The sequence below is a fragment of the Paraburkholderia sp. BL17N1 genome (genome assembly GCF_003634175.1).
In the GTDB taxonomy this organism is placed as follows: Bacteria; Pseudomonadota; Gammaproteobacteria; order Burkholderiales; family Burkholderiaceae; genus Paraburkholderia.
In genome coordinates, this window is sequence record NZ_RBIW01000002.1 from 3,209,792 (window position 1) to 3,232,190 (window position 22,399).

Annotated in this window: 19 protein-coding genes; 4 read left to right on the forward strand and 15 right to left on the reverse strand. The window is 61.7% G+C overall.

What is annotated here, in order from left to right; all coding sequences use genetic code 11:
* Nucleotides 1-38 precede the first annotated feature (38 nt).
* Nucleotides 39-2,381, reverse strand: coding sequence for a DUF3141 domain-containing protein (locus B0G82_RS34320; protein ID WP_121311036.1), 2,343 nt, complete (start codon nucleotides 2,379-2,381; stop codon nucleotides 39-41).
* A 242-nt stretch (nucleotides 2,382-2,623) separates the two neighbouring features.
* Here B0G82_RS34320 and B0G82_RS34325 point away from each other — a divergent pair, with 242 nt between their 5' ends.
* Nucleotides 2,624-2,836: a DUF2964 family protein gene (locus tag B0G82_RS34325; protein ID WP_121310488.1), complete on the forward strand. Its 213-nt coding sequence runs from the start codon at nucleotides 2,624-2,626 to the stop codon at nucleotides 2,834-2,836.
* A gap of 176 nt (nucleotides 2,837-3,012) precedes the next feature.
* On the opposite strand, the gene B0G82_RS34330 is transcribed toward B0G82_RS34325, so the two are convergent.
* From B0G82_RS34330 to B0G82_RS34345, 4 genes are all read right to left on the reverse strand, one after another.
* Nucleotides 3,013-3,411 carry an RT0821/Lpp0805 family surface protein gene (locus B0G82_RS34330; RefSeq protein WP_116144712.1) on the reverse strand — a complete coding sequence of 133 codons (399 nt, stop codon included), beginning with the start codon at nucleotides 3,409-3,411 and terminating at the stop codon, nucleotides 3,013-3,015.
* Between the two features lie 34 nt (nucleotides 3,412-3,445).
* A complete protein-coding gene (locus B0G82_RS34335) occupies nucleotides 3,446-5,170 on the reverse strand; it encodes a SulP family inorganic anion transporter (RefSeq protein ID WP_116148837.1) in 1,725 nt (574 codons plus the stop codon).
* 276 nt (nucleotides 5,171-5,446) lie between these two features.
* Nucleotides 5,447-6,406 (reverse strand): DUF2950 domain-containing protein, encoded by a 960-nt coding sequence (locus tag B0G82_RS34340; protein ID WP_121311038.1) that lies wholly within the window; start codon nucleotides 6,404-6,406, stop codon nucleotides 5,447-5,449.
* Nucleotides 6,407-6,415: 9 nt separating this feature from the next.
* Nucleotides 6,416-7,804: a DUF3300 domain-containing protein gene (locus B0G82_RS34345; protein ID WP_121310489.1), complete on the reverse strand. Its 1,389-nt coding sequence runs from the start codon at nucleotides 7,802-7,804 to the stop codon at nucleotides 6,416-6,418.
* 377 nt (nucleotides 7,805-8,181) lie between these two features.
* Between B0G82_RS34345 and B0G82_RS34350 the strand changes: the two genes are divergently transcribed.
* The 3 genes from B0G82_RS34350 to ydiK all read left to right on the forward strand — a co-directional run bounded on the left by B0G82_RS34350 (nucleotide 8,182) and on the right by ydiK (nucleotide 10,490).
* On the forward strand, nucleotides 8,182-8,607 hold the full coding sequence (locus B0G82_RS34350; RefSeq protein WP_106278373.1) for a glycine zipper family protein: 426 nt from the start codon (nucleotides 8,182-8,184) through the stop codon (nucleotides 8,605-8,607).
* Nucleotides 8,608-8,704: 97 nt separating this feature from the next.
* Nucleotides 8,705-9,289: a hypothetical protein gene (locus tag B0G82_RS34355; protein WP_116123770.1), complete on the forward strand. Its 585-nt coding sequence runs from the start codon at nucleotides 8,705-8,707 to the stop codon at nucleotides 9,287-9,289.
* Between the two features lie 52 nt (nucleotides 9,290-9,341).
* Nucleotides 9,342-10,490, forward strand: coding sequence for an AI-2E family transporter YdiK (ydiK, locus tag B0G82_RS34360; RefSeq protein ID WP_121310490.1), 1,149 nt, complete (start codon nucleotides 9,342-9,344; stop codon nucleotides 10,488-10,490).
* 287 nt (nucleotides 10,491-10,777) lie between these two features.
* On the opposite strand, the gene B0G82_RS34365 is transcribed toward ydiK, so the two are convergent.
* The 10 genes from B0G82_RS34365 to B0G82_RS34410 all read right to left on the reverse strand — a co-directional run bounded on the left by B0G82_RS34365 (nucleotide 10,778) and on the right by B0G82_RS34410 (nucleotide 22,392).
* Entirely contained in the window at nucleotides 10,778-11,035 is a 258-nt protein-coding gene (locus B0G82_RS34365; protein ID WP_106277869.1) for an RNA-binding protein, read from the reverse strand.
* Nucleotides 11,036-11,108: 73 nt separating this feature from the next.
* Nucleotides 11,109-11,696, reverse strand: coding sequence for a PqiC family protein (locus B0G82_RS34370; protein WP_121310491.1), 588 nt, complete (start codon nucleotides 11,694-11,696; stop codon nucleotides 11,109-11,111).
* Nucleotides 11,693-13,312: an MlaD family protein gene (locus tag B0G82_RS34375; protein WP_116144720.1), complete on the reverse strand. Its 1,620-nt coding sequence runs from the start codon at nucleotides 13,310-13,312 to the stop codon at nucleotides 11,693-11,695. Before B0G82_RS34375 ends, B0G82_RS34370 begins: the two co-directional genes overlap by 4 nt.
* Nucleotides 13,296-14,579 (reverse strand): paraquat-inducible protein A, encoded by a 1,284-nt coding sequence (locus B0G82_RS34380; protein ID WP_121310492.1) that lies wholly within the window; start codon nucleotides 14,577-14,579, stop codon nucleotides 13,296-13,298. Before B0G82_RS34380 ends, B0G82_RS34375 begins: the two co-directional genes overlap by 17 nt.
* On the reverse strand, nucleotides 14,576-16,111 hold the full coding sequence (locus B0G82_RS34385) for an efflux transporter outer membrane subunit (RefSeq protein WP_121310493.1): 1,536 nt from the start codon (nucleotides 16,109-16,111) through the stop codon (nucleotides 14,576-14,578). Before B0G82_RS34385 ends, B0G82_RS34380 begins: the two co-directional genes overlap by 4 nt.
* A 1-nt stretch (nucleotide 16,112) precedes the next feature.
* A complete protein-coding gene (locus tag B0G82_RS34390; protein ID WP_121310494.1) occupies nucleotides 16,113-19,331 on the reverse strand; it encodes a multidrug efflux RND transporter permease subunit in 3,219 nt (1,072 codons plus the stop codon).
* A 13-nt stretch (nucleotides 19,332-19,344) separates the two neighbouring features.
* Nucleotides 19,345-20,562 (reverse strand): efflux RND transporter periplasmic adaptor subunit, encoded by a 1,218-nt coding sequence (locus B0G82_RS34395; RefSeq protein WP_241975050.1) that lies wholly within the window; start codon nucleotides 20,560-20,562, stop codon nucleotides 19,345-19,347.
* Between the two features lie 117 nt (nucleotides 20,563-20,679).
* Nucleotides 20,680-21,204 (reverse strand): hypothetical protein, encoded by a 525-nt coding sequence (locus tag B0G82_RS34400; RefSeq protein WP_241974955.1) that lies wholly within the window; start codon nucleotides 21,202-21,204, stop codon nucleotides 20,680-20,682.
* A 41-nt stretch (nucleotides 21,205-21,245) separates the two neighbouring features.
* Nucleotides 21,246-21,632 (reverse strand): response regulator, encoded by a 387-nt coding sequence (locus B0G82_RS34405; RefSeq protein ID WP_116121609.1) that lies wholly within the window; start codon nucleotides 21,630-21,632, stop codon nucleotides 21,246-21,248.
* 166 nt (nucleotides 21,633-21,798) lie between these two features.
* Nucleotides 21,799-22,392 (reverse strand): response regulator, encoded by a 594-nt coding sequence (locus tag B0G82_RS34410; RefSeq protein ID WP_241974957.1) that lies wholly within the window; start codon nucleotides 22,390-22,392, stop codon nucleotides 21,799-21,801.
* Nucleotides 22,393-22,399: the final 7 nt, after the last annotated feature.

Consider the following 22,399-nt stretch of genomic DNA (forward strand, 5'->3'; position numbering starts at 1 on the left):
TGCCGGAGGCCCGGCTGGCTGGCATCGCTGTCAAGGACCTAACGCGCGGATGCCGATGCTTGAGGCCCGCGCTGGGCCTTCACAGGTAGAATCGATTGAATGCCTTCTAGCATGCTCAACTGTGCGGGCGTTGGCTCTGCGCCTTGCACGCGGCTATCGGCAAGCAGCTTGGCGATCAGCCCGAGCAGTTTGCTGCGATCTTCGCGGTCGCCGAGCAGGACGGGAAGCGTCGCAAGCGCCTGATCCGGCTCGTAGGACACGATGATTTCCTGCTCGCCGCGAATGCGCCGCCACTGATCCGGCGGAAGTTGCGGCAGGTACTCCGCGTAATCCTCGGCGAGTTGCTGGCGCAACACCAGCCGCGCAAGCGGAAGTGCTTCGCCTCGCCGCGCCAGCAGACAGGCCACCCGCGCAACGGCTTCGCTGTAGCCGCCCTCGGTCATCGACGAAAGCGCATCCTTAACGAACGGCAGTTCTCGCGGATTCGCCTCGGCTCGAGCGGATTTTTCAAGCGCATCGTTCCGCTCGCCGCCTTCATACGCGGAAAACATGTTGCCGTAGAGCGAGAAGAATGCACTTTCGGTCGCGGCGTCACGCATCGCGCGATAGTAGTCGAGCGATGCGCTGATCATGTCGGCGCCATATCGTTCGAACTGCCGCAGCGGCATGTCAGCCTGTGCGTCCGTTTTGCGTGTCGCGCTGACCGCTTCGGCGGCCGGTCCAAGCCAGGCGAGCCACGGGTTCATGTCCGAGAATGCCCAACGCTGCGCGCGCAGCGGATGAAACTGCCGTAGCAAAGTGGCCGTCGTCTCGTTCGACATGGCCTGCACAAAGGGCTGAACGAAGAACTCGTACGCGCGCTGATTCAACTCCGAGACCCGCTTCACGGCCTCGAATGGCTGCTCGTCCACTCGCTCGAACCGGTTGAACCGCGCGCTGACTTCTTCAAGCCGATGTTCACGCAGTTCCACGTCGTATTCAGTCGCGCCGTTCGCTCCTTCGCGTTCGGTGATCTCCATGCCATACAGTCCCGGTGGAAACGTCTCAATCGTCTCCAGCACCGACGTGATCTGCGTATGCTCTTTTTTCGCCACCTTGCCTGACACGAAGATGCCGAGGTGGCCGATGCTCTTGTGCATGAGCCCGACAATCACCTGGCCGCGCGCCTTGATTTCTTCCGTGCTGCCGTAGATGTCGGCGACCCAGTTGAACGCCTGTTGCGGTGGCGTGATGTTATCGCCGAGCGAGGCGAACAGAATGATTGGCGACTTGATGTCGCGTAGATCGAATGCGCCGCCACCCACGCCTCTGACTTCCCCGGACCACAGTTTGTTGCCGATGAACAGATTTTGCGTAATCCACTGAATCTCTTCACGGTTCATTAAATAGTACCCACCCCACCAGCGTTCGAAGTCAAGGAAACGCGGCGGCTCCGTATCGACGTTATCAAAGAGGTGGTAATACTTGTCCCACAAGCTATTGGCGGGATTGAGGTTCTCGAAGTTCTGAACCAGATGGGCACCGTCGAACTTGCCGTTGCCGAGATCCGCGGTGAGTGACGCGAGCCAGGTGCCTCCCAGCATGCCGCCAGAATAACGCATGGGGTTGTCGCCCTCCCCTTCGCTCCACGCGCCGCTCCAGTAAGACATCGGCGCGCCGTTGATGACGAGCGGCCCCGTATGGTCCGGGTCGGAACTCGCCACCATCATTGCGGCCCAGCCGCCCTGGCAATTGCCGACGATCGCGGGCTTAGCGCTGTCGGGATGCAACTCGCACACTTTCCGGACGAACTGTTGCTCCGCCGCGCAAACATCGAGCATTGTCTGGCCGGGTTCCGGGTCGCGGAAAAAGATGACGAAATACACCGGATGCCCGGCCTTCAGCGCCACCCCCGCCTGTGAATCGTCCTTGAAACCGCCGATGCCCGGGCCATGACCCGCGCGCGGATCGATGATCACATAAGGGCGTTTGCGCATGTCGATCGACACGCCTTCGGGCGGCAGGATACGTAGCAACGCATAGTTGACAGGACGCGCGAACAGGCGGGCGTCGAGCACGATCTCGTAAGCAAAATGCAGCACCGGCTGCAATCCGCGAGACGTCTGATCGACAAAACTATTTCCGCGCTGGCGCAGCGTGTCCCAAAAGAGTACCGTGCGCTGCATCACGTCGACGGCATGGCGGTAGCCAGCCCAAGGGTCGAGCGCGGCAGCCCATGCGTTGCCTGGCGACCCGGTGCCGCGGTCGGCTCCGAGACGGGTCGCGGCATCATGTACGCGTTGGCTGAAACCCTGCTGCGCGATTTGCGAGCGCTTCTGATAAAGACGCGCAACCTTCGCGGCGATCTCCTGACTCCGGGAGATCTGATTCTTTGCGTCCATCATGGCATGACCCTCCACATAATGGCCAACGTTGTAGCGTCATGCCATCGCAACGCCAATCTGTGGTTTGCCGATCGATACGGCTCACCACAATGGCCCTTCTCCCGACAACAGGCAATACGACCTTGGTCCGACGAACCGACCCCCGGTTATCCAGACCTAAAAGGTGATTCCTCGCTCCCGCAGCGGCATCTGATGTCCTAAACTGAAATTCAACTTCGCGCGAGTGCCGGGGGACGTTAATGAAACGCTCTGAATTTAGAATCGGCTGCGCGGCGGTTGGGGTTTTTATCTGGATCGGGGGACTCTATGCGACGATCCGGGGTCTGCTCTATGAAGTGCCACAAGAATTCCGCTATGGCGTCCTGGCACTCATCATTGGCGTGGCGACATTCGTCATAGCACTAAACCCCTTGGCAAACCACCGGTCGAGAAAGCGAGGCGAACCCCGCTGATGGGCGGCGCAATCGCTGCTGCCAAACCCGCCGCGATTGGCTGGCAGCATCGCCAGGTTCGCCGCGCTCAACCGCGCCCCCCGCCGCCTTCCCGGTATCCTGCTTTTCCCGTTTGCTAATTTGCACTCTCCAGAAAGAATTTTCCCGGGTCGGCGTCGCCCGTTGCGACGCTCCGCTCATTGCCTGAGGATCTTCCAGGGGCCGCTGCCCTGTTTGCAGACAGTCGGCGTCCAGCTTTGCGTCTGGCCTTTCGCAATCGCGACAAGCGTCGTGGTGCGGCAAGTTCTGTCGCCCTCCTTCGAGGTATCGCGCGGAGTCACCGTGCCCTTGATCGAAACGGAGTTGCCGGTGCCCGAGTTGTTCCATTCCATCGATTCGCCATCTTTCTTGGTTTCGAGCGCCACCTGGGCTGCATCGTTGAGCGCTTTACGGTCAGCTTCCTTCATGTAGCTCACCGGCGTGTCTTTCAGGAAATTCAGATTCGCGGCATGGCTAAAAGTCGCGCCGGCCAGCAACGCGGCGCCGGCGAGCCGGCGCGCGAACAAATGGACGGTCATGGGGGAATGCGCTTGCATGGATCATCTCCGTTGATAGTGGTACGGCCACATATCACGTAGCGGCCTGTGGTGCCACACCTGGGCCATCGGCAATATTCTCCTGCGACTGAAACTCGTCGACGAGGTCAGCCACCGAGCCGCGCCGGCCGATGTGGCCAAAACGATCTTCGAGTCCCTCGGCACGAAGCATGTCGCGCACCTCCGCGTGTGCGGCAACCACTTTCATCGCCGTGCCGGCGGCCAGCAGCGCGTCGTGCAACGCCTTCAGCATCCGCGCGCCCGCGAGGTCGACAACCGGCGAAGCGGACAGGTCACAGATCACCAGTTCGACTGGCTCGGAAGCGGCGCGGATTCTCCGCCAGACGGTCTCGCGCACGTGCTCGACATTGAAGTAAAGCAGCGATGCCTCGACGCGCACGGTCAACACATGCGCAATCTCCTCGTTCTCGGCGTGCCGTTCGATGTCCGAGAAAATGCGCGTGCCAGGAATACGCCCTAGCACCGCCACATGAGGATGCGCGGCACGCCGGATGATCAGGAGCATGGAGACAATGACCGCGACGATCACGCCATTCAGAATTCCCAGCATCAGCACCGCCGCGAACGCGACCATGGAGATGGCGAATTCAAAATGGCTGACGCGCCAGAGATGGCGTAGCTCGCCGATATCGACCAACCCCTTCACGGCCACCAGTACAATGGCCGCCAGCACGACATTGGGCAAGTTGGCGAGCAAACCTGTCAGGAACATGAGACAGAGCCCGATGGCAATCGACGCGAATACGAGCGCAAGCGGAGTCTTCGCACCCGCCTTGTCATTCACCGACGATTGAGAAAGTCCGCCTGCGACCGGATACGCCTGGAATAATCCGGCAGCCAGATTCGCGGCTCCCAGAGCGAGCAATTCCTGGCGCGCGTCGATCTCGTAACCGTGGGCCTGCGCGAGCGCGCGCGCCGCCGAAACACTTTCGACGTACGCCAGCAACAGGCACGCAAAAGCGAGTGGAATGACGCCATCGACATCGCGTATCCGCAACCCTGGCAGGCGGAATTCGGGCAAGCCCTGAGGCAGGGCGCCCACCAGCTTGAATCCGGAACCGGCCAGCGGCGTAATGGACAAGACGACAATCGACGCAATCACGACGAAGAGAGCAACCGGACGCCCCGGCAGATATTTTTCGCCGAGCAGCAGCAACGCAATGCAGACCAGACCAAATCCGAGCACGACGAGATTGGTCTGCCCTAGCTGCCCGCCGAGCACGGCAATCCGCTCGAAGAACGACTCTCCGCCGCCCTTGACCCCGAAGAGTTTAGGCAGTTGGGTCATCGCGATAGTCAACGCCGCGCCCGCCTTGAAGCCGAGCAGGATCGTCTCGCTGATGAAATTGACCAATGAACTCAAGCGTAGCAGCCAGGCCACCAGACACATGCCGGCGATCACCAAGGCCGTGAGCGCCGCGATCGAAGCCCAGCGCGCCGGATCGCCATTGGCCATCGCCGCGACGGTCACGCCGACCAGCATCGAGATCGCCGAAGTCGGACCGATCGCGAGTTGGCGCGACGAGCCGAACAGTGCGTAGAAGAGTCCCCCGACGAGATAACCGTAGATGCCGTATTGCGCGGGTAAGCCGGCCAGCAGCGCATACGCGAGCGAAACCGGGATCCCGTAGGCCGCGAGCGTGACTCCGGCTACCGCGTCCTTGACGAGCCATCGAGGCTGATAGGCTCCGAGCCATTGCGCGGGCGGAAACACGTTGCGCCATCCGCGCGCGGGCATCTGATCCGTCACCGGCTCGGTGACGCTGGATTCGTTGGTCAACGTAGCGCCTCGCAGACGGAAGCAAACTCGACAGGAGCACGGCCGCACGCCGTTCCACGATAGGGTGCGCGATGCCCCCGGGCCGGGCCGTGCTGCTCCTCAAGCATAGTCGGTAGTCTGCGCGGTCCACATCGGACCTTGGTCCTAGATGCCTGCGTAGCCGCGCTGCCGTACTGTCTACCGTCGCAGCCGCCGGCGAGCCACGAGAGCCGGGCATAAAACGCGGCGACCGCCTCAATAGGGATCGTTGACGCGCTGCCATGTTTGGTCCGGATCGAACACCGTGACGGGCGGCGCGTTCGCGCCACGATCCTTCTGGTAAATCACCCCGTTGTTGTTGACCACGAAAGTCATCACACCGGTCGTGCCATATTCGGCCGGATAGGCGACCATCGCAAAGCCGGCGAGCATGTGCCCGTTGATGATGTAGCTGAAGGCGCCGCCCGCCGCGTTCTTGCCTTGCCGCGTCAAGATGCGGAAGTGATATCCCCGATAAGCGTCACCCGCCTGGTGGCCCTTCAGATACGCTGAGCTGGTGGCGATCAGCGGTCCGAATGGACTGGCTTCCTCACCGCTGCTCTCGTCTGTCCGCCAGTAAAGGCCGTCCTGCCTGCCGGGCGTGCTGGCAAGCTTTTGCGCGTATTCCAGCAGGCCGTCATTGTTTCGATCACGTGACGCATATTCCCGCTGTGCGTCGACATAGGCGCGCAGCACGTGGATTGCCTCACGTTCGTTTGCGCCGATACGCCGATTCAGGATTTCTTCCTCGCCGAGTTCCGTGGCAAACCGCCAGCTACCCTTCTCCTTCACGATGGGAATCGGCATCGGCCAGGCCTCGTCGCCGACCAGTAGAATCCGCCGATCCGGTCCGGCTTCATCGAGGACATGGAAGGCATCCAGTTCCGCGCTCGCCTTGGCCCAATTCGCTTCGTTCTCCGCCTGATCCGGCGACACCACCAGGCGCTTGTGCGCCTCGCCAAAAATGGCGACCAGCGTCGCTTCATCGCGGGCCTTCAGCGCCTCGGACAAAGCGGTGACCGCCTGCTCCGGCGTCGCGAACGTGCGCTGCTCCGCGGCAAAGGCACCAAGCGGAATCAGCAATGCGAGAACCATCGCGTATAACCCGCACCATATTGCCAGGCGGGGCCGCCATTCCGCGCGCCGGTTCGTGCCGGTCCTGATCGGGTCAGTCATCGTCATCCCCTATCGCCGTCCACCACCGCGGCCGCCGCCACCGCCACGTTGGAACCCACCGCCACCGCCACCGCCGCGCCCGCCTCCCGATGAAAATCCACCGCCGGAATGGCCAGAAGCCCGGCTGTGGGAGTCTGAGAACGACTGACGACTCGCCGCGCCCCTTGAACTATTCGCCTGTGCGTCGCGCGCCGATCCGTAGCCGCTAAACGCATCGCCCCCGCCCCTTTGCGAGGCCCCCGCGCCGTGGTCCCGCGTGCCTGCCGAAGCGGGGCGCTGAGCACCCTGGTCTCTCGCGGCCGGCGTAGCCGGGCGTTGAGCCGCTTGCTGCCGTCCTCCTGACGCCGCATTACCACCTCCCGCGGCGCCGCGGGCCGGTGCATCGCCGACCCGTTGCATGCCGGCGGCGCGGCCTGTCGTGCCGCTCACCTGGCCTGGCTTCTTCTCGGATCGCCATGCGGACGATTGCCCTCCCTGGCCTCGCGTGCGGTTGACATCGCCCGTGTTGATATTGCCTCGCTCGACATTCCTTTCCCGATCGCCTCGCTCGACGTTCCTCTCCCGGTTGATGTTGATATTGTTATTGCCGCCGCCTCCGTAATGAGCCTCGTAGTGTCCGCCATTCCAGGCCGCGCCAATCGCCGCTCCCCATATCAGCCCCGTCGCGAGCGCCGCACCCGGAGCGTACGGATAGTAGTAGGCCGGATAAGGTGCAGGCAGGTAGGCATAGCTCGGAGGCGCGCCGGCTACCACGACGGTGGTCGGGTTGTATTGCGGCACGTAAATCACCTGCGGGTCGGCCGGGACGATCTTGATCACCTCCTTCTCGACCACCACGACCTGCTTGTCGTCGGTTTTGAGCTGACCCGCCGCCTGCGTTTGACGCCGGAAGCGCTGCACCGCCTCCAGTACCGCGCCCTGATCGGCGACGACGGCTTCGCCAATGCTGATCGTCCAGTCGAGATCCGTACTCATTCTTTTGACGACCTCGGGGTAATTCAGCAAGGCCTTCACGGGATCGTGCCAGTTCTCGTTGAGTTTGAGCGACTTGTCACTTTTGCGCTGATCGAGGAAGCGATCCGCCTGCACGATCTCGACCGGATAAGTCGCGGCGGGAAGAATGATGGCGACGAGATCGTCTGGATATAACGCAATGGGTCCGACAAGTTTGTCGAGCGTCGCAGCGGGAACGGCGGCCGCGCCGACGTCAGCCGCGGGGGCCTGCGCAATTGAGACCGTCGCGGACGACATGACGTAGAGCGCCAGCATTGCGACGATAACCGCATGGATCGAGATCCGGGGCAACTTGAGTTCCTGCACGACGATCGCTCGCGGCCACCTGTCGGGCGCCCACTCAAACGGGATGATCCGTTCAAAAGCACGCATAACGCGGTCCATTGTTGCTTCCCCTCACTCTTCACACTCAAGCAGGCTTGCGGCCTTTAAACGACCTTTAAAAGACAGTTATCCGAAGCAATGGAAACGAGACACACGTGCCCTGCAAACAGTTTGGACCCGACGGGTGCCCTGTTGCAAATACGACCTTGGTCCGATTGCGCACTGCATGCCCGGGACGCAATGATGAGAGCGAAGATGCCATTTCTGCCGACACCTCGCCGAGCGCTCGATACTGACAGGACCCAACATCCGCGCCAGCTTCGATTTCACGCTCGTCCAAAAAGGCAGCCGGCGGTCCGCTTGGATGTGGACTTACGCAAGGAGTCGCCGTGATCACGTTGAGAAAGTACATTCTTCTCGCCGCTTTAGCGGGTTCGATGTCATGCGATGGTATGGCGCAATCGAAGCCCATTGCCTATCCCGCGAAAGGGCAAAGCGCGCAAACGCAACAGCAGGATGACGGTGCATGTTATTCGTGGGCCAAGAACAACACCGGCGTGGATCCGGCGGCGATGGCCAACGCCCCGCCTCCGCCCTCCGGACCGGCAGTGGGCGGCGGCGAACGCGTTCAGGGCGCCGCACGCGGGGCTGCCGGAGGCGCGGTCATCGGAGCCATAGCGGGTGATGCGGGCAAAGGGGCGGCGATCGGAGCCGCAACCGGCACGATGGTCGGTGGATCGCGTGCGCGGCAGAACCGGCGCGCGGCCGCGGCATCGACACAGTCCCAGACACAGGGTTCGATGGACACATTCAATCGCGCCTATGCCGCGTGTATGGAAGGTCGTGGCTACTCCATCAAATGAACTTTAGCGTGTAAGCCGGGTAATCCGCCCTGTCATGAAAGACCGGCGGCCATTCGGGCCTAAGTCGACGTGCGCGCAGGCGTTCAAGGAGAGCAGCATGAGAAACAGCAGACTCATCGTCGCAGCGGCGTTCGTGTCTTTCGCTACTATGGCTTCCGCCCAGACAGAGCCGCAAGTGGCGGTCAACAGCGCGCCCGGCAAAGTATCCATGAAGGGCACAGTGAAGACGAGCTCGACTGTGGTGGGTATCGAGCCGGCCACCCGAACGGTGTGGCTCAAGGACGCCAAAGGCAAGGTCGTGCAAGTCGTGGTGAGTGAAGAAGCACGCAACTTCGACCAGCTCAAGATCGGCGACGTCGTCACGGCGGAGTATTCGCAGGCCGTTACCGTCACGCTCAAAAAGGGCGGCGCACCCCTGGCCGTCAACGAGAGCCAGACCTTGGAGCGAGCGCCGATGGGCGCCAAACCCGGCGGCTCGGCAAGCAGGGAGATAACGGTCATGGCCAGCGTGACCGCCGTCAACCACCAGACCGGCGCGATCACGTTGAAAGGCCCGCAAGGCAATTCGGTGGACCTTGTCGTACAGGATCCCGACCAGCTCAAGCTGATCAAAAAGGGGGACCGCCTGGAAGTGCTCTACAACGAAGCCGTGGCAATTTCCGTCGAACCTCAAGCCAGGTAGCCAGGTAGCCACGCAGGGTTGATTGCACAGTTGAACCGGAGCCGAACAGACAATGGATGATTTGGCCCAATCCTCTCCCGAGCCGCAGCGCCAGGTAATTCGGCCCCAAGTAGATCTAGCCCGAATCGTGCTGGCTGTCGGGACGCTTCTGCTGCTCATTGGCGGCAGCCTCTATATCGTGCATCCGTTCGTGCCCGCGTTGATCTGGGGCACCACGATTGTCGTCACGACATGGCCGCTCATGCTCAGAATCCAGCCGTGGCTCGGAGGACGGCGCGGACTCGCCGTCACCGTCATGCTGTTGCTGGAAATCGTGGTGATATGCATCCCCACCTACGCCGCGGTGTCCACGCTTGCCGGCCATACGGCCGACATCATGAACTTCGTGGAGGGCCTGCCTGGCTACGCACTTCCGTCGCCCCCTCATTGGCTCAGCAGTGTCCCGCTAATGGATCGTGTAACGGATGAGTGGCAAAAACTGTCCGACGCGGGTCCGGGGGGCATCCTCGCGAAGGTGGAACCCTACGCCGCCGTCGTCGCGAAATGGCTTCTGCTGCAGATGGGTCTCGTCGGCTCGTTTGCCGTGCATCTGATCCTGATGCTTATCGTGTGCGGCTTGCTCTATGGCCAGGGCGAGGCTGCCGTCGCCCTCGTGACCGCCTTGGCTTTGCGAGTGGCGCCCGGGAACGGCGCGAACATTATCCACCTCACAGGTCAGTCGATCCGCGCGATCGCACTCGGCGTCGTGGTCACGGCGCTGGTGCAGGCTTCGCTCGGCGCTGTCGGGGTCTGGCTCGCGGGCATTCCGTTCGCCGGTGTGCTCAGCGCATTGATGCTTGTCATGTGCCTCATACAATTGGGTCCATTGCTGCCCATGCTTGGTTGCGTGATCTGGCTATTCATGCATGACGCGCAGTTGACGGCCAGCGTGCTGCTCGTCTGGACCATCGCCGTCTCGGCGCTCGATAACATTTTGCGGCCGATACTCATCCGTCGCGCGGTTGCGCTGCCGATGGTGCTCATCCTCTCAGGCGTACTAGGCGGTCTGATCGCAATAGGAGCAGTGGGCCTCTTCATCGGCCCGGTTATCCTTGCCGTCACTTACCATCTGCTCCGCGCGTGGATAGACCAGCCGGATAAGCTGGTAGCACAAGGCAATCAGGACGGTCAGGGCCACCTCGCCCCCCGCCGGACCGATTGAGGCGAGACCACCCGACCGCCTTGCGTCAAACATGGGCATCAGGCAACGCGAGTGGCAACGCGAGTACCTTGCAGACCATCTGCAGCCGCGCTCCAGCGCCTCTGTTTTCAGGCCCAGATTGGACAAAGCCCGATCGTTCTCGTCGAGTAGCGCCTGCAGTCGCGCCCCCTCCGTAAAGCTGCACGATGCCTCGCTCGCCAACAGCGACCGGCCCCCGTCCCCTGTCGCCAACGCGCGGCGTCTCGACGACCACCACGACAGCAGACCCATACGCGGCTCCGGGCGTTCTACGATTCATCGCGCTCCGGAAGAAGCAACGCGGTGATCGTGCGGCCCTTCCAGAACAGGTTGTGGACGCGCGGCTGCAACATGCGCAACCCGTCCGCCGTCACGTCGTCGAAAATCACGAGCGCCGCGGGCCGCGAGCCCGCGCCCGGGATACGGCGGATCGTACTGAATTGAGGGAAGCCATACCGGATAAGGAACGCCCCGATTTCCTCATCGGAGACGCTTTCTTCCACGTTGCCCAGCATCAGTTCAGCCATGATATTTGCTCCTCGATCGTTACCGTGCGCGCGGCGTTGCACCACGATGTCGATGCACGATCCGCACGCCGCGTCACTGAGCCGGACTCCCCTGCACCGCCGCCGCGATATCGCGGCTTACCGACGCCAGCGCGCGATCGTGCGCGGCAACGAGCGCATCGAAGCCCGGACCGGAGACCGCCTCGCGCGCAACAGAGCGGCCCCTGACGGGACGGCCATTACCCGGCGGGCGCACGGCCCATAGCACGTCGACGGTGACCTCCCGCCCCGGTGTGGACTCGAAGCGCATCACGTCGATACGCACACGCCATACGCCAGGCGGCTCGCGCGTCAGATCGAACACCGAAATCTGCGGTGAGTTCAGCAGCACGGCAAGGTTGGCGGCAATCACACCGCCGATGTCGCCGCTCAACGGTTGCGCCCAACGGGCGAATTCGTTGATCTCGACCTCGTTGTCTCCGACCCGGGTCACGATTTGCGGCCGATCCACGAGGTCCGGTATCGTAACGGGCCCGATCACGGCAGCGATCGAGCGCGTTGTGCCGGAGTTGGCGAGAGAGCGGTCGGGGCTCAGCGTGTAAAAACTGGCCGATGGCGATTTACATCCGCCGAACCAGCCGGCGACAAGCGCGAGAATCAGACATGTCGTGGCGTACCTCATGGCTTGTCCTCAGACTTGCCGCGCACGAGCGCTTCCGGATGCCGGGACAGATAGTCGGCCAGCGTACGCAGCGTGGCTGCCGTCCGGGTCATTTCGTGCATCGCCTGTTCCGTGGATTGCTGCAGCGACGAATCCGGTTGCAGCGCGGTATTCGCGGAATCGAGCGCGGTTTGCGCCGACGTGAACGTGTCACGCGCCTTCGGGACGACCTCGTTATTGAGCTGGGAGATCATCGAGTTGGTCGTGCGTAGCGTCGTACGCGCATCGTTGCCGATCGCCTCGAACGGAATATTGTTGAGCTTGGTCAGCAAGCGTGTAACCGAGTCTTGCAGCGACTGAAGCGTGCGCGGTATGGCAGGCAATTCCGGCGGCGACTTGCTCCAGTCAATCTTCGCCTTGGGCGCATCCGGGTAATAGTCCAACGCGACGTAAAGCTGACCCGTCAACGGATTGCCGCTCTTGAGCTGGAAGCGGAATCCATGTTCAATCAGATAGTCGGCTAGTCCACGTGGGTTGTCGCTTAGACGCCCTCCGTCACGCCCGTTCTGATAGCGTGACGTAAAGCGCTCTGGATAGATCGCTACCTCGACGGGAATGCTGAAACGGTTTTGTGCCGGCTCGAAGCGTGTATAGATCGCCGTCACCTCGCCGATCACTACACCGCGAAAATCGACCGGCGCGCCAACCGTCAGGCCGCGCACCGAATCGATGAAATTGACGACGTATTTATCGACGATCCGATCGTGCTGTTTCATCGCGTCGGCGCGCGTTGCGTAAAGTTCGAATCCCGTGTTGGCGGCGGCGCTGGTCACTTCCTGCGACTCCGGCGGTGACTCGAACGCCACGCCGCCGATGATGATGGAAACGATCGACTGGGTTTCGACCCGCAGACCGTTCGTATCGAACGCCATGTCTACCCCGCTTGCGTGCCAGAAGCGCGTATCGGTCTTCACGAACTGGTCGTAAGGCGCATTGACGAACGCCTTCACCGTGACGCCTTTGCCGTCCGGGTCCAGTTTGTAAGAAGCAATCTGGCCGACCCGGAGTCTGCGGAAAAAGATGGGCGTGCCTACGTCCAGCGAGCCGAGACCCGCACCCTTCAAAATGAACTCCCGCCCTGGCACGTCGCTCGCAAACACAGGGGGCTCTTCGAGCCCGACGAAATCACGCCGCGCTTTCGCGGCATTGCCCACATCGACGTCGATGTACGACCCGGAGAGCAGCGTGCCGAGCCCCGAGACCGTGCCGCCTGAAATGCGCGGGCGCACGACCCAGAACCGGGTGTTCTCGACCAGCAGACTCGCCACGTCGCGAGCCACCTCCGCCTTCGCCACCACGCTCTTATGATCCGGCGAGAGATTGACGGCCTCGACCACGCCGATATCGACGTCCTTGAACTTGACCTTTGTCTTTCCGGCTTCAAGGCCCTCGCCGGTCTTGAAACTGATGGTGATATTCTCGCCGCGTTCCAGGATCGCTTTCGTAGCCAGCCATCCGCCGATCAGCACCGCCACGATCGGCACGAGCCACACCAGTTGCATACGCCAGCGCGAGCGTGGAATGGAATCCGCCAGGGGGAGTTCGGGACGATCCGGCTCGTCATTTGGTCTTGACATGAGCGCTCTCCGCTGCATCCCAGATGAGGCGCGGATCGAAAGCCATCGCCGCCAGCAGTGTCAACACGACCACCGCCCCGAACGCTATCGATGCCGGACCGGCCTCGATCGTCGCCAGCGCCTGGAATTGCACCAGCGCGACGAGCATCGTGATGACATAAATATCGAGCATCGACCAGCGCCCAACCAGTTCGATGGCGCGGTAGATTCTGGTGCGCTGCTCGGGAAGCCATTGCGAGTGAAGCTGGGTGGAGACCGCCAGATACGCAAGGCCAAGGATCTTGAGCATCGGCACCACGATGCTTGCGATGAACACGAGAACGGCAAGCGGCCATGAACCGGATACCCACAGATAGACCACGCCGCTCATGATCGTGTCTTTCTGCGCCCCGAAGAGCGAACTCGTTTTCATCACGGGCAGCACATTGGCGGGGATATACAGCACGATTGCCGCCGACAGATACGCCCACGTCCGCGAGATGCTCGCTGGCTTGCGCATATGCAAGCGCGCTCTGCAACGCGGGCAGCCCTGCTCGCCCGATCGCGCCGGATCGCGTACCAGTAGCCCGCACTCTTCGCACAGCACGAGCCCGCATGCGGAGGCCGTCACCGCCGCGCGGTGCTGCTCTACGGGAGGCAGCCGCCACGCGCCGTCGGCATTTTTGAGGGCGCAGATGCGCGACCATATCTCGCGCGGATCGAACGTCGCCGACGCCGCGGCGAGCAACAACATCAGTACCATGAACGACCACAACGCTGTGCCTGGCACGACCTTCGCGATGTGCGTCAGCTTGACGAGCGCGACCAGCAGACCAAGGATCAGAACCTCGGTCATGCCCCACGGCCGCGCCAGTTGAAACAGCCGGAAGCCCTCGACCGCGTGCCACGGCACACGTCCCAGACGCAGCGGCACGAGCAGCCACAGCATGGCCAGGGTCTGCAGCACCGGTGTCAGGATCGTCGTCAGGAAGACCAGCGCCGCGAGCGGCCAGGTGCCATGCATGTAGAGCATGCGGACCGACCCGGCCAGTGTCGTTTGGACGAGATGGCCGTTGACCGACAAACCTACGATAGGAAAAGCGTTGGAGATGACAAGCAGCACGGCGGACGCGAGGGTAAAGGCGAGAGCACGTTCGGGCCCGTTCGTACGTTCCCTGCCGAGCTCCGCGCGACAACGACGGCAACGCCACGAGCCGCCGGGCGGCAGAGGCGCGGCAAGCTGGAGCATGTCGCACTCTTCGCAAGCAATGATTTCCGGGCGTGTCATCTCGCCTCCAGCGCGACCGCTGGGTCGCCCGTCGGCGCCGTGCCACGCGCGACAGGCGCGGCGGGTGTGGTGTCCGGCGACGGCGCGCCCGGTGCGGCCGGTGCGGCCGGTGGAACGGACAGTTTCTCAGCGGCGAGAACCCAGCCGCCGCCCATCGCCTTGTAGAGGTTGACGAATGACGTCAGCTCGGCTCCCTGCGTCTGCGTATAGCTCAGTTGTGCGTTGAAGAGGCTTCGCTCGGCGTCGAGCACTTCGATGTAGCTCGTGTAACCGCCTTCGTAACGCAGACGCGCGAGCCGCGCGTAGGTGTGCAGCGCCTCGACCTGGTTGGCCAGCACGGCCAGCTGCTCGCGAGTCTTCTGCACGGAGATGAGCGCGTCTTCGACCTCCTGGAATGCCACCTGAATCGCTTTCTCATAAGCGAACAGCGCTTCCTGCTGACGCGCCTCGGCCTGCCGCACCTGCCCGGAGATATTGCCCGCCGTGAAGATAGGCTGCGTCACGCTGCCGGCAAAAGACCATACCCGCGCCGGGCCGGTGAAAAGGTTTGAAAACTGCGTGCTGACCGTACCAAACAACCCGGTCAGCGAGATGGACGGAAAGTAAAGCGCCTTGGCCGCGCCGATCAGCGCGTTTTCCGACACCAGGGCCTGCTCGGCCTGCAGCAGATCCGGACGGCGTTCCAGCAAGTCCGAAGGCAGCTCGTTCGGAATCTGCGGCGAGCCCAACGTCGACAGGTCGCGGCCGCGCAGAATGGCGCCCGGGTTTTTGCCGATCAGCACGGACAACGCATTTTCCTGCTGGCCGATCTGCGCTTCGAGCTGCGGGATGGTGGCCTTTGCTGCCTCGTATTCCGACTGGCTTTGCGCCAGCTCCATTTGCGACACCTCGCCGCCCCTGAAGCGCAACGTGAAAACCCGGACCGATTCGTCGCGGCTTTCCACGGTCGACTTCGCGATCTCAAGCTGCCGATCAAGACTGCGCAAGTTAATGTAGGCGGATGAAACGGAGCTGACCAGCGTCAGAATGGTGGCCCGGCGGCCTTCCTCGCTGGCCAAAAGGTTAGCGCGGGCAGCCTCGGTCTGGCGGCGAACCTTGCCGAAAAGATCGATTTCCCATGCCACCGACACGGTCGCGTCGAACTGGTTGTAGATCGGGCTGACGCCGTTCGGTATCGGTATTCCGCTCGCCTGAGACGAGCGTTGGCGAGATGCATCCGCACCCGCGACAACCTGGGGAAACAGCGCGGAGCGCGTCGTCACGAACTGCGCCTGAAACTCGTCGACCCGCGCGGCCGCGATCTTGACATCGCGGTTCTCCAGCAACGCGGTTGCGATCAACTGGTCGAGCACCGGGTCCTGAAACTGCTCCCACCACGTCGTGTTGGCAATCTCGGCGGCCTCGCCCTGCGCAAAGCGATACGTTGCCGGCACCTCCACCGTGGGCCGCACGTAATTGGGGCCGAGCAGGCACCCGCCCAGCGCAAGCAGCGTGGCCGAAGCGAGCAGGCGCGCCAAAGCGGTCACGTTCATGTCAAGGGCTCTCTTGCGACGGCGCGGACGGCGGCAGGCCGGGCTCTGCGGCGCCCGACTCCCGCGTCGTTCCGGCTGCGCCGGGGTCGGACTTCTGCTTGCCGCCGCTGGAGCGCGAGGACATCGACTCAAGCAGGTAATAGAACATCGGAATGAAGAATACGGCGATGGCCGTCGCGCCGATCATGCCGCCAATCACCCCCGTGCCGATCGAATGGCGGCTGTTGGCCGACGCGCCCGTCGCAATGGCAAGCGGCACACAGCCAAGAATGAAGGCCAGCGACGTCATCACGATCGGACGCAAGCGCTCTTCGGCCGCCGTCATGGTGGCGTCGAACACCGACGCGCCGGTCTCGCGATTCAGCACGGCGAATTCGAAGATCAGGATCGCGTTCTTGGCCGCAAGCGCAACCAGCATCGTCAAGCCGATCTGGAAGTAGACGTCGTTACTCAGGCCGCGCAGCAGAATGGCGAGCAGTGCGCCAAACAGCGCGAACGGGACCGCCATCAGCACGCCGAACGGCAAGCTCCACTTCTCGTACTGCGCGGCGAGGATGAGGAACACCATCACCAGGCCGAACACGAAGACGAGCCCCGACGTGCCGCCCGATTGCCGTTCCTCGTAAGCCTCTCCGCTCCAGGCGACGTCATAGCCGGCCGGCATTTGCGTCGCCAGTTCCTCCAGGGTGGAGATGACCTGGCCGGAGCTGAATCCGGGAGCGGCGTTCGCCGTGATTTTGATCGCGGGAAAATTGTTGAAGCGCGTGACCAGATCGGGACCCACGACAAATTGGTAAGTGGCCACCGACGTCATCGGCAGCATCGAGCCAGTCTTGCTGCGCACGAAAATCTGATCGAGGTCGCTCGGCTTTAACCGGTACGACGGCTCAGCCTGCAAAATCACTTGCCAGAGCCGGCTCGAGCGGTTGAACTGCGAGACGTAGAGCGAGCCGAACATCGTCTGCATCGAACTGTACGCGTCTTCGACGGGCACGCCGAGCGTCTCGGACTTGTCGCGGTCCACCTGCACCAGCAGTTGCCGCGACGAGGCATTGAACGTCGAAGTCACACCCGCGAGTTCCGGACGCTGCTTGGCCCTCTGAACGAAGTCTTGCGCAACCTCCGCGAGTTGCGCGATGCTCGCGTCGCCCTTGCTCTGAATCCACACTTCCGTGCCGCCGGTCGTGCCGAGACCAGGAATCGATGGCGGGTTGACGGGAATCACCACGCCCTCTTTCACGTTGGCGAAATGGCGGTACGCATCTTGCAAGACGGTTCGCGCGTTCTGCGTGCGGATGTTGTCCGAAGAATAGCGATCATCGAAGCTCTTGAAACCGACAAAGAAAGTACTTGCGTTGTTTTTGTTCTGGTTATCAAGCAGGCTATATCCGTCGACCACTGTGATGCTGCCGACTGCCGGCTGTTTGATGAAGTAGTCGGTGACCTGTTGGGACACTTCTCCGGTACGGTCGAGGCTCGCCGCGTCGGGCATGACGACCGCGCCGAGCAGATAGCCCTGGTCCTCCGGTGGCAGGAACGCGGAGGGAATCGACCGCACCATGAGCACGGCGAGTACGATCATGGCTACGAAAAACACCAGCGCGAAAATCGATCGCTTGATTACCAGCCTGACCGCTCGCGAATAGCCCGATGTCATGCGCGCGAACTGTTTATCGAACCAGCGGAAGAAGCCCTTCTTCTCGTGGTGGGAACTCTTCAGCAGCAACGCGGCGAGCGCCGGCGACAAAGTCAGCGCGACGATGCCGGACAGCACGACCGATATCGCAATCGTAATGGCGAACTGCTTGTACATCTGGCCTGTGATGCCGCCGAGAAACGCCACCGGTACGAATACCGCGCACAGCACCAGCACAATCGCGACGACCGGTCCCGCCACCTCGTCCATGGCCTTTTTGGAGGCATCTTTGGGATTGAGCTTGAGCACCGTGATGTTTCGTTCGACGTTCTCGATCACAACGATTGCGTCGTCGACCACGATCCCGATGGCGAGCACCATCCCGAACAGGGTCAGCATGTTGATCGAGAACCCCAGCGGAAGCATGAACATGCATGTGCCGACAATCGAGACCGGGACCGCCACGATCGGAATCAGCGTCGCGCGAAGGCTCTGCAGAAACACGAAAACGACGATAACGACGAGCACCAGCGCTTCAAAGAAGGTGTGAATGACGTCGGAGATGGAGGACCGGGTGAACTCGGTCGTATCCATCGCGATTTCATAAGTCATGCCTTCCGGAAACGATTTTTTCAGTTCCGCCAGCGTCGCGCGAACGCTCTTCGAGACTTCGAGTGCATTCGCACCCGGCTGCTGATAAACAGCGAGGACGGTCGCGGGCTTGCCCTGGAACCGGCTGCGGATGGAGTAATCTTTTTGCCCCAGTTCGGCACGCCCGATGTCCTTGATGCGCACGATTGCCGCCCCGCCATTCGCTGCGCGCACGATGATATTTTCGAACTCGGACGGCTCGGTCAGACGGCCAGTCGTTGTCACGGCAAACGACTGCTCAACCGATTTACCCGTAGGCGACTGCCCGATACTGCCCACGGCGAACTGCTGATTCTGGTTCGCCACTACGCGCTGAACGTCCGCGGCTGTCACGCCCAATTGCGCCATCCGATCGGGCTTCAGCCAGATACGCATCGCGTAATCCGGATTGCCGAAGATACTGGACTGATTCGCGCCCGGCACCCGCTTGATCGCGTCGAGCACGTAGACGTTGGCGAAATTCGCGATGTAGACCGAGTCGTAGCGGTCGGAAGGTGAATAAATTGCAATCACCATCATGAAGGCGGACGACTTCTTCTGCACCTGAATGCCCTGCGCCTGGACCGATTGGGGCAGTTGCGGCAAGGCGAGATTCACGCGATTCTGAACGTCGACTTGAGCCAGTTCCGGGTTCGTGCCGATCTGGAAGTACGCATTGATCGTCAGGTTGCCAGTGGACGAACTCGACGAGTTCATATAGATCATGTTGTCCGCGCCATTGACCTGCTGCTCGATCGGCGCGGCGACATTGTTCGCCACAACCTCCGCGTTCGCGCCCGGATACGTGGCGGAAATGGTGATCTGCGGCGGAGTGATGTCGGGATACTGCGCGACCGGCAGGGCGAACATCGCCAACGCGCCACCTAGCGTAATGACAATCGAAATGACCGACGCGAAAATCGGCCGATCGATGCAGTAGTGCGAGATGCTCATATCGGTCGGCCTTTCATTGGGTCGCACCGCTGCCGGTTCCTTGCGCCTCAGACTCCTTGGCCTGCGTGGAAGGTGCAGGCGCCTGCGCCGCACTTTCAGACCCGGCAGGTGCGGGGGGCGCTGCGTTCTTCTCGGCGGATGGGCCTTTAACGATCTTGAGTTGCGCCCCCGCTGCGACACGCAGTGCGCCATCCACCACGATGCGCTCGCCCGGCTTGAGTCCCTCCGAGACGAACCAGTCGTCGCCTTGCCAATCGCCCACTTCGACGACCCGCTGGTGCGCTTTCGACTGGTCGTCGACGACCCAGACAAAGTGACTCTTCGAGCCTTGCAATACGGACCTCTGCGGCACGAGAATCGAGTTGGGCCTGATGGCCCCGGAAACGCGTGCTTTCACGAATTGACCGGGCCGCAATGCTCCCTTCGGATTATCGAACACCGCCCGCACCAGAAAAGTCCCCGTTTCGGTGCTGAAAGCAGGATTCGCAAAGTCGATACGGCCCACCTGCGAGAACACCGATCCGTCGGCCAGGATCAGCTTGACGACAAAATCGCTGTGCTCCGGGAATTTCAGAAGACCTGCTGCAATCTGGTCCCGGTACTTCAACATCTCGTTTTCGGAGATACTGAAGTTCACCCACATCGGGTCCAGTTGATAAACGTAGGTCAGCAAGCCGTTGGAAGTCGCCGTGACATAGCTGCCGTCCTGCTGACGTGCAAAGCTCGACAGACCCGCAAGGGGGGATTTGATCGTCGTATAGCCGAGATTGAGCTGTGCCGTATCGACTTCCCCCTTTGCCGCGATCACTGCGGCGGCGGACTGCTTTTCGTTGCCTATCGCGTCGTCGAGATCTTTCTTGCTCAACGCGTTTTGAGCAGCGAGCGGCTCGACCCGCGCCAGATTCGCCTTGGCAACCTGATAACGCGCCTGCTGCTGCGCGAGTTGTCCTTTCGCGGTTTGCAGCGCGGCCTCGAACGGCTTGCGGTCCATCTGGAACATCGTCTGCCCGGCCTTGACGAGTTGCCCCTCAACGTACAGGCGTTTGTCGAGAAAACCGTCCACGCGAGCACGAATCTCGACCTCGCGAGAACTCTGGGTCTGAGCGGTAAATTCGAAATCGACAGGCGTGTCCTTCTGTACGACGGTCGTAATGGTCACCTCCGGCGCGGCAGCGGCAGGCGCGGCAGGTTGCTTTTTGCAGGCAGCGAGCAAGGTCACCGCCGCTGCCATCAGCAGCAGCGCGCGCCACGAACGACGAAACACAACCGGTGTGTCCGCAGCACTGAGACAATGCGGCCCCCGCGTGGAATGATGGATGGCGACAGTTTTCATTGCGCGCCCGCCTGATCACAAGACCGTACAGTTGCCGAAGAGCACCAGCGCTTCGTCGCTATTGACGATCGTCAATGTCATTGATCCGTCGGTCGAATCGAGCACCAAGGTCCACCCAAATCCCATCTCTGTCCCGTCCATGATGATTTGATTGGCATCTTTGCTGGCGATACGCATGGGCGTCGTTCGCGCGGGTCCGATGATCACCTTCTTGTCGAAGTCAAGCGAGAGAAACCGGGGCGCTCCGATATCCGCCGGTAAAGAACGGCTGCAGGTTAGTCCGGGATCGCATGAATGCGCGTCGATCGTCGCGCAGATGAGTCGTTTGCTGCCATCGAAGTCGGCGGCCGACGTGTCGAATGCAATGGCGCTGAACAGAATCGCAATTGCAGAAGCGAGTAAGGTGGGCCCTGGTTTCATCACGTACTCCGGCTTTTTCTTTGAGCGCTGCGCGCGCAGTAACCCGCGCACGACGACGGCTGGCGATTTGAGCCGCGCGCTGATGTAGGTCAGTTTGGTAGCTGAAATACAGAGAGGCAATCAGACCTTGGTCTCATATCGCCCGGCCGGGCACAGATACTTCAAGGGCGCAGCGGACCATTCATCGCCATTTCCACAGCCTTGATCAGGATGGCCGCATTGAACGGTTTTCGCAGATATGCGGCAGCGCCTGACGCGAGCGCGGTCTGTCTGACGGAGAACTCATCGTGCGCGGTGATCATGATGACCGGCAGGCCCATCGGCGCAAGTTGACGCTGAACTTCCAGTCCGCCTGTGCCAGGCATCTGGATGTCGAGAATAACGCACGCAGGCCGGTACGACGGAATCGCCGAGAGCGTATTCAAGAACTCGTCGCCGCTGGAGAACGTCTCCGCCTCAATACCTGAGGCGCGCAGCAGCCGCTTGATGGCTCGGCATACCGATTCATCATCGTCGACTATGGCAACGATCTGATTGGGGTTGACCATTTTGATATGCGAAAGCGCGGTCGCTCCACGAGAAAACCCGTTCGGAGTTCCAGCGTAACGTGAGATTTTAAAGCGAGATATAGGACCTTGGTCCACTAGCGGCGTCAACAGGATGGAATTGCGCCGGCCTCCCTTCCCGCGCAATCCCGATCGGGGCAATGCAAACTTATAGGTCGTCGGCTGCGTCCATGCCGACCTTTTCCGCGAGCCGAACCAGTTGGGCAATCGATCGCGCCTTCATCTTCTTCATCACCCGGGCGCGATGAATCTTGATGGTCTTTTCAGCCGCCCCAAGATCGCTGGCGACCTGTTTGTTCAGACGCCCTGTCAATAAGAGCGCCATGACTTCACGCTCGCGGTGCGTGAGACAATCGACCCGTTCCTGCAGCTCAGCCTTTTCGCTCCTCTTCGCCCACTCCATGCAAGCGACCTTTAGCGCGCGGTCCACCGCGGCAAGCAGGAGAGACTGACATACCGGCTTGGGCAGAAAATCGAGCGCACCACCCTTCATTGCTTCAACGCTCGACCCGACATCGCCGTGCCCGGTCAGAAAAACGATAGGCAAGAGCTGATTGAGATTGCGCTGCACTTCAAGCCCCGACTTGCCCGGCATCTGCAAATCGAGAATGAGGCATGCAGGTACGCTGGCGAGGTCGGCTCTATCCAGAAAAGCTTCGGGGCTGTCGAAAGTTTCAACCAGATAACCGGATACGCGAAGCAGTCGGGAGAGCGCGCATCGCACCTGCTCGTCGTCGTCCACGATGAAA

Bases quoted from the DNA above. Each gene is read 5' to 3' on its own strand.
- B0G82_RS34320 (WP_121311036.1), bottom strand. From the start codon at position 2,381: ATGGACGCAAAGAATCAGATCTCCCGGAGTCAGGAGATCGCCGCGAAG.
- B0G82_RS34325 (WP_121310488.1), top strand. From the start codon at position 2,624: ATGAAACGCTCTGAATTTAGAATCGGCTGCGCGGCGGTTGGGGTTTTT.
- B0G82_RS34330 (WP_116144712.1), bottom strand. From the start codon at position 3,411: ATGCAAGCGCATTCCCCCATGACCGTCCATTTGTTCGCGCGCCGGCTC.
- B0G82_RS34335 (WP_116148837.1), bottom strand. From the start codon at position 5,170: ATGCCCGCGCGCGGATGGCGCAACGTGTTTCCGCCCGCGCAATGGCTC.
- B0G82_RS34340 (WP_121311038.1), bottom strand. From the start codon at position 6,406: ATGACTGACCCGATCAGGACCGGCACGAACCGGCGCGCGGAATGGCGG.
- B0G82_RS34345 (WP_121310489.1), bottom strand. From the start codon at position 7,804: ATGGACCGCGTTATGCGTGCTTTTGAACGGATCATCCCGTTTGAGTGG.
- B0G82_RS34350 (WP_106278373.1), top strand. From the start codon at position 8,182: ATGTCATGCGATGGTATGGCGCAATCGAAGCCCATTGCCTATCCCGCG.
- B0G82_RS34355 (WP_116123770.1), top strand. From the start codon at position 8,705: ATGAGAAACAGCAGACTCATCGTCGCAGCGGCGTTCGTGTCTTTCGCT.
- ydiK (WP_121310490.1), top strand. From the start codon at position 9,342: ATGGATGATTTGGCCCAATCCTCTCCCGAGCCGCAGCGCCAGGTAATT.
- B0G82_RS34365 (WP_106277869.1), bottom strand. From the start codon at position 11,035: ATGGCTGAACTGATGCTGGGCAACGTGGAAGAAAGCGTCTCCGATGAG.
- B0G82_RS34370 (WP_121310491.1), bottom strand. From the start codon at position 11,696: ATGAGGTACGCCACGACATGTCTGATTCTCGCGCTTGTCGCCGGCTGG.
- B0G82_RS34375 (WP_116144720.1), bottom strand. From the start codon at position 13,312: ATGTCAAGACCAAATGACGAGCCGGATCGTCCCGAACTCCCCCTGGCG.
- B0G82_RS34380 (WP_121310492.1), bottom strand. From the start codon at position 14,579: ATGACACGCCCGGAAATCATTGCTTGCGAAGAGTGCGACATGCTCCAG.
- B0G82_RS34385 (WP_121310493.1), bottom strand. From the start codon at position 16,111: ATGAACGTGACCGCTTTGGCGCGCCTGCTCGCTTCGGCCACGCTGCTT.
- B0G82_RS34390 (WP_121310494.1), bottom strand. From the start codon at position 19,331: ATGAGCATCTCGCACTACTGCATCGATCGGCCGATTTTCGCGTCGGTC.
- B0G82_RS34395 (WP_241975050.1), bottom strand. From the start codon at position 20,562: ATGGCAGCGGCGGTGACCTTGCTCGCTGCCTGCAAAAAGCAACCTGCC.
- B0G82_RS34405 (WP_116121609.1), bottom strand. From the start codon at position 21,632: ATGGTCAACCCCAATCAGATCGTTGCCATAGTCGACGATGATGAATCG.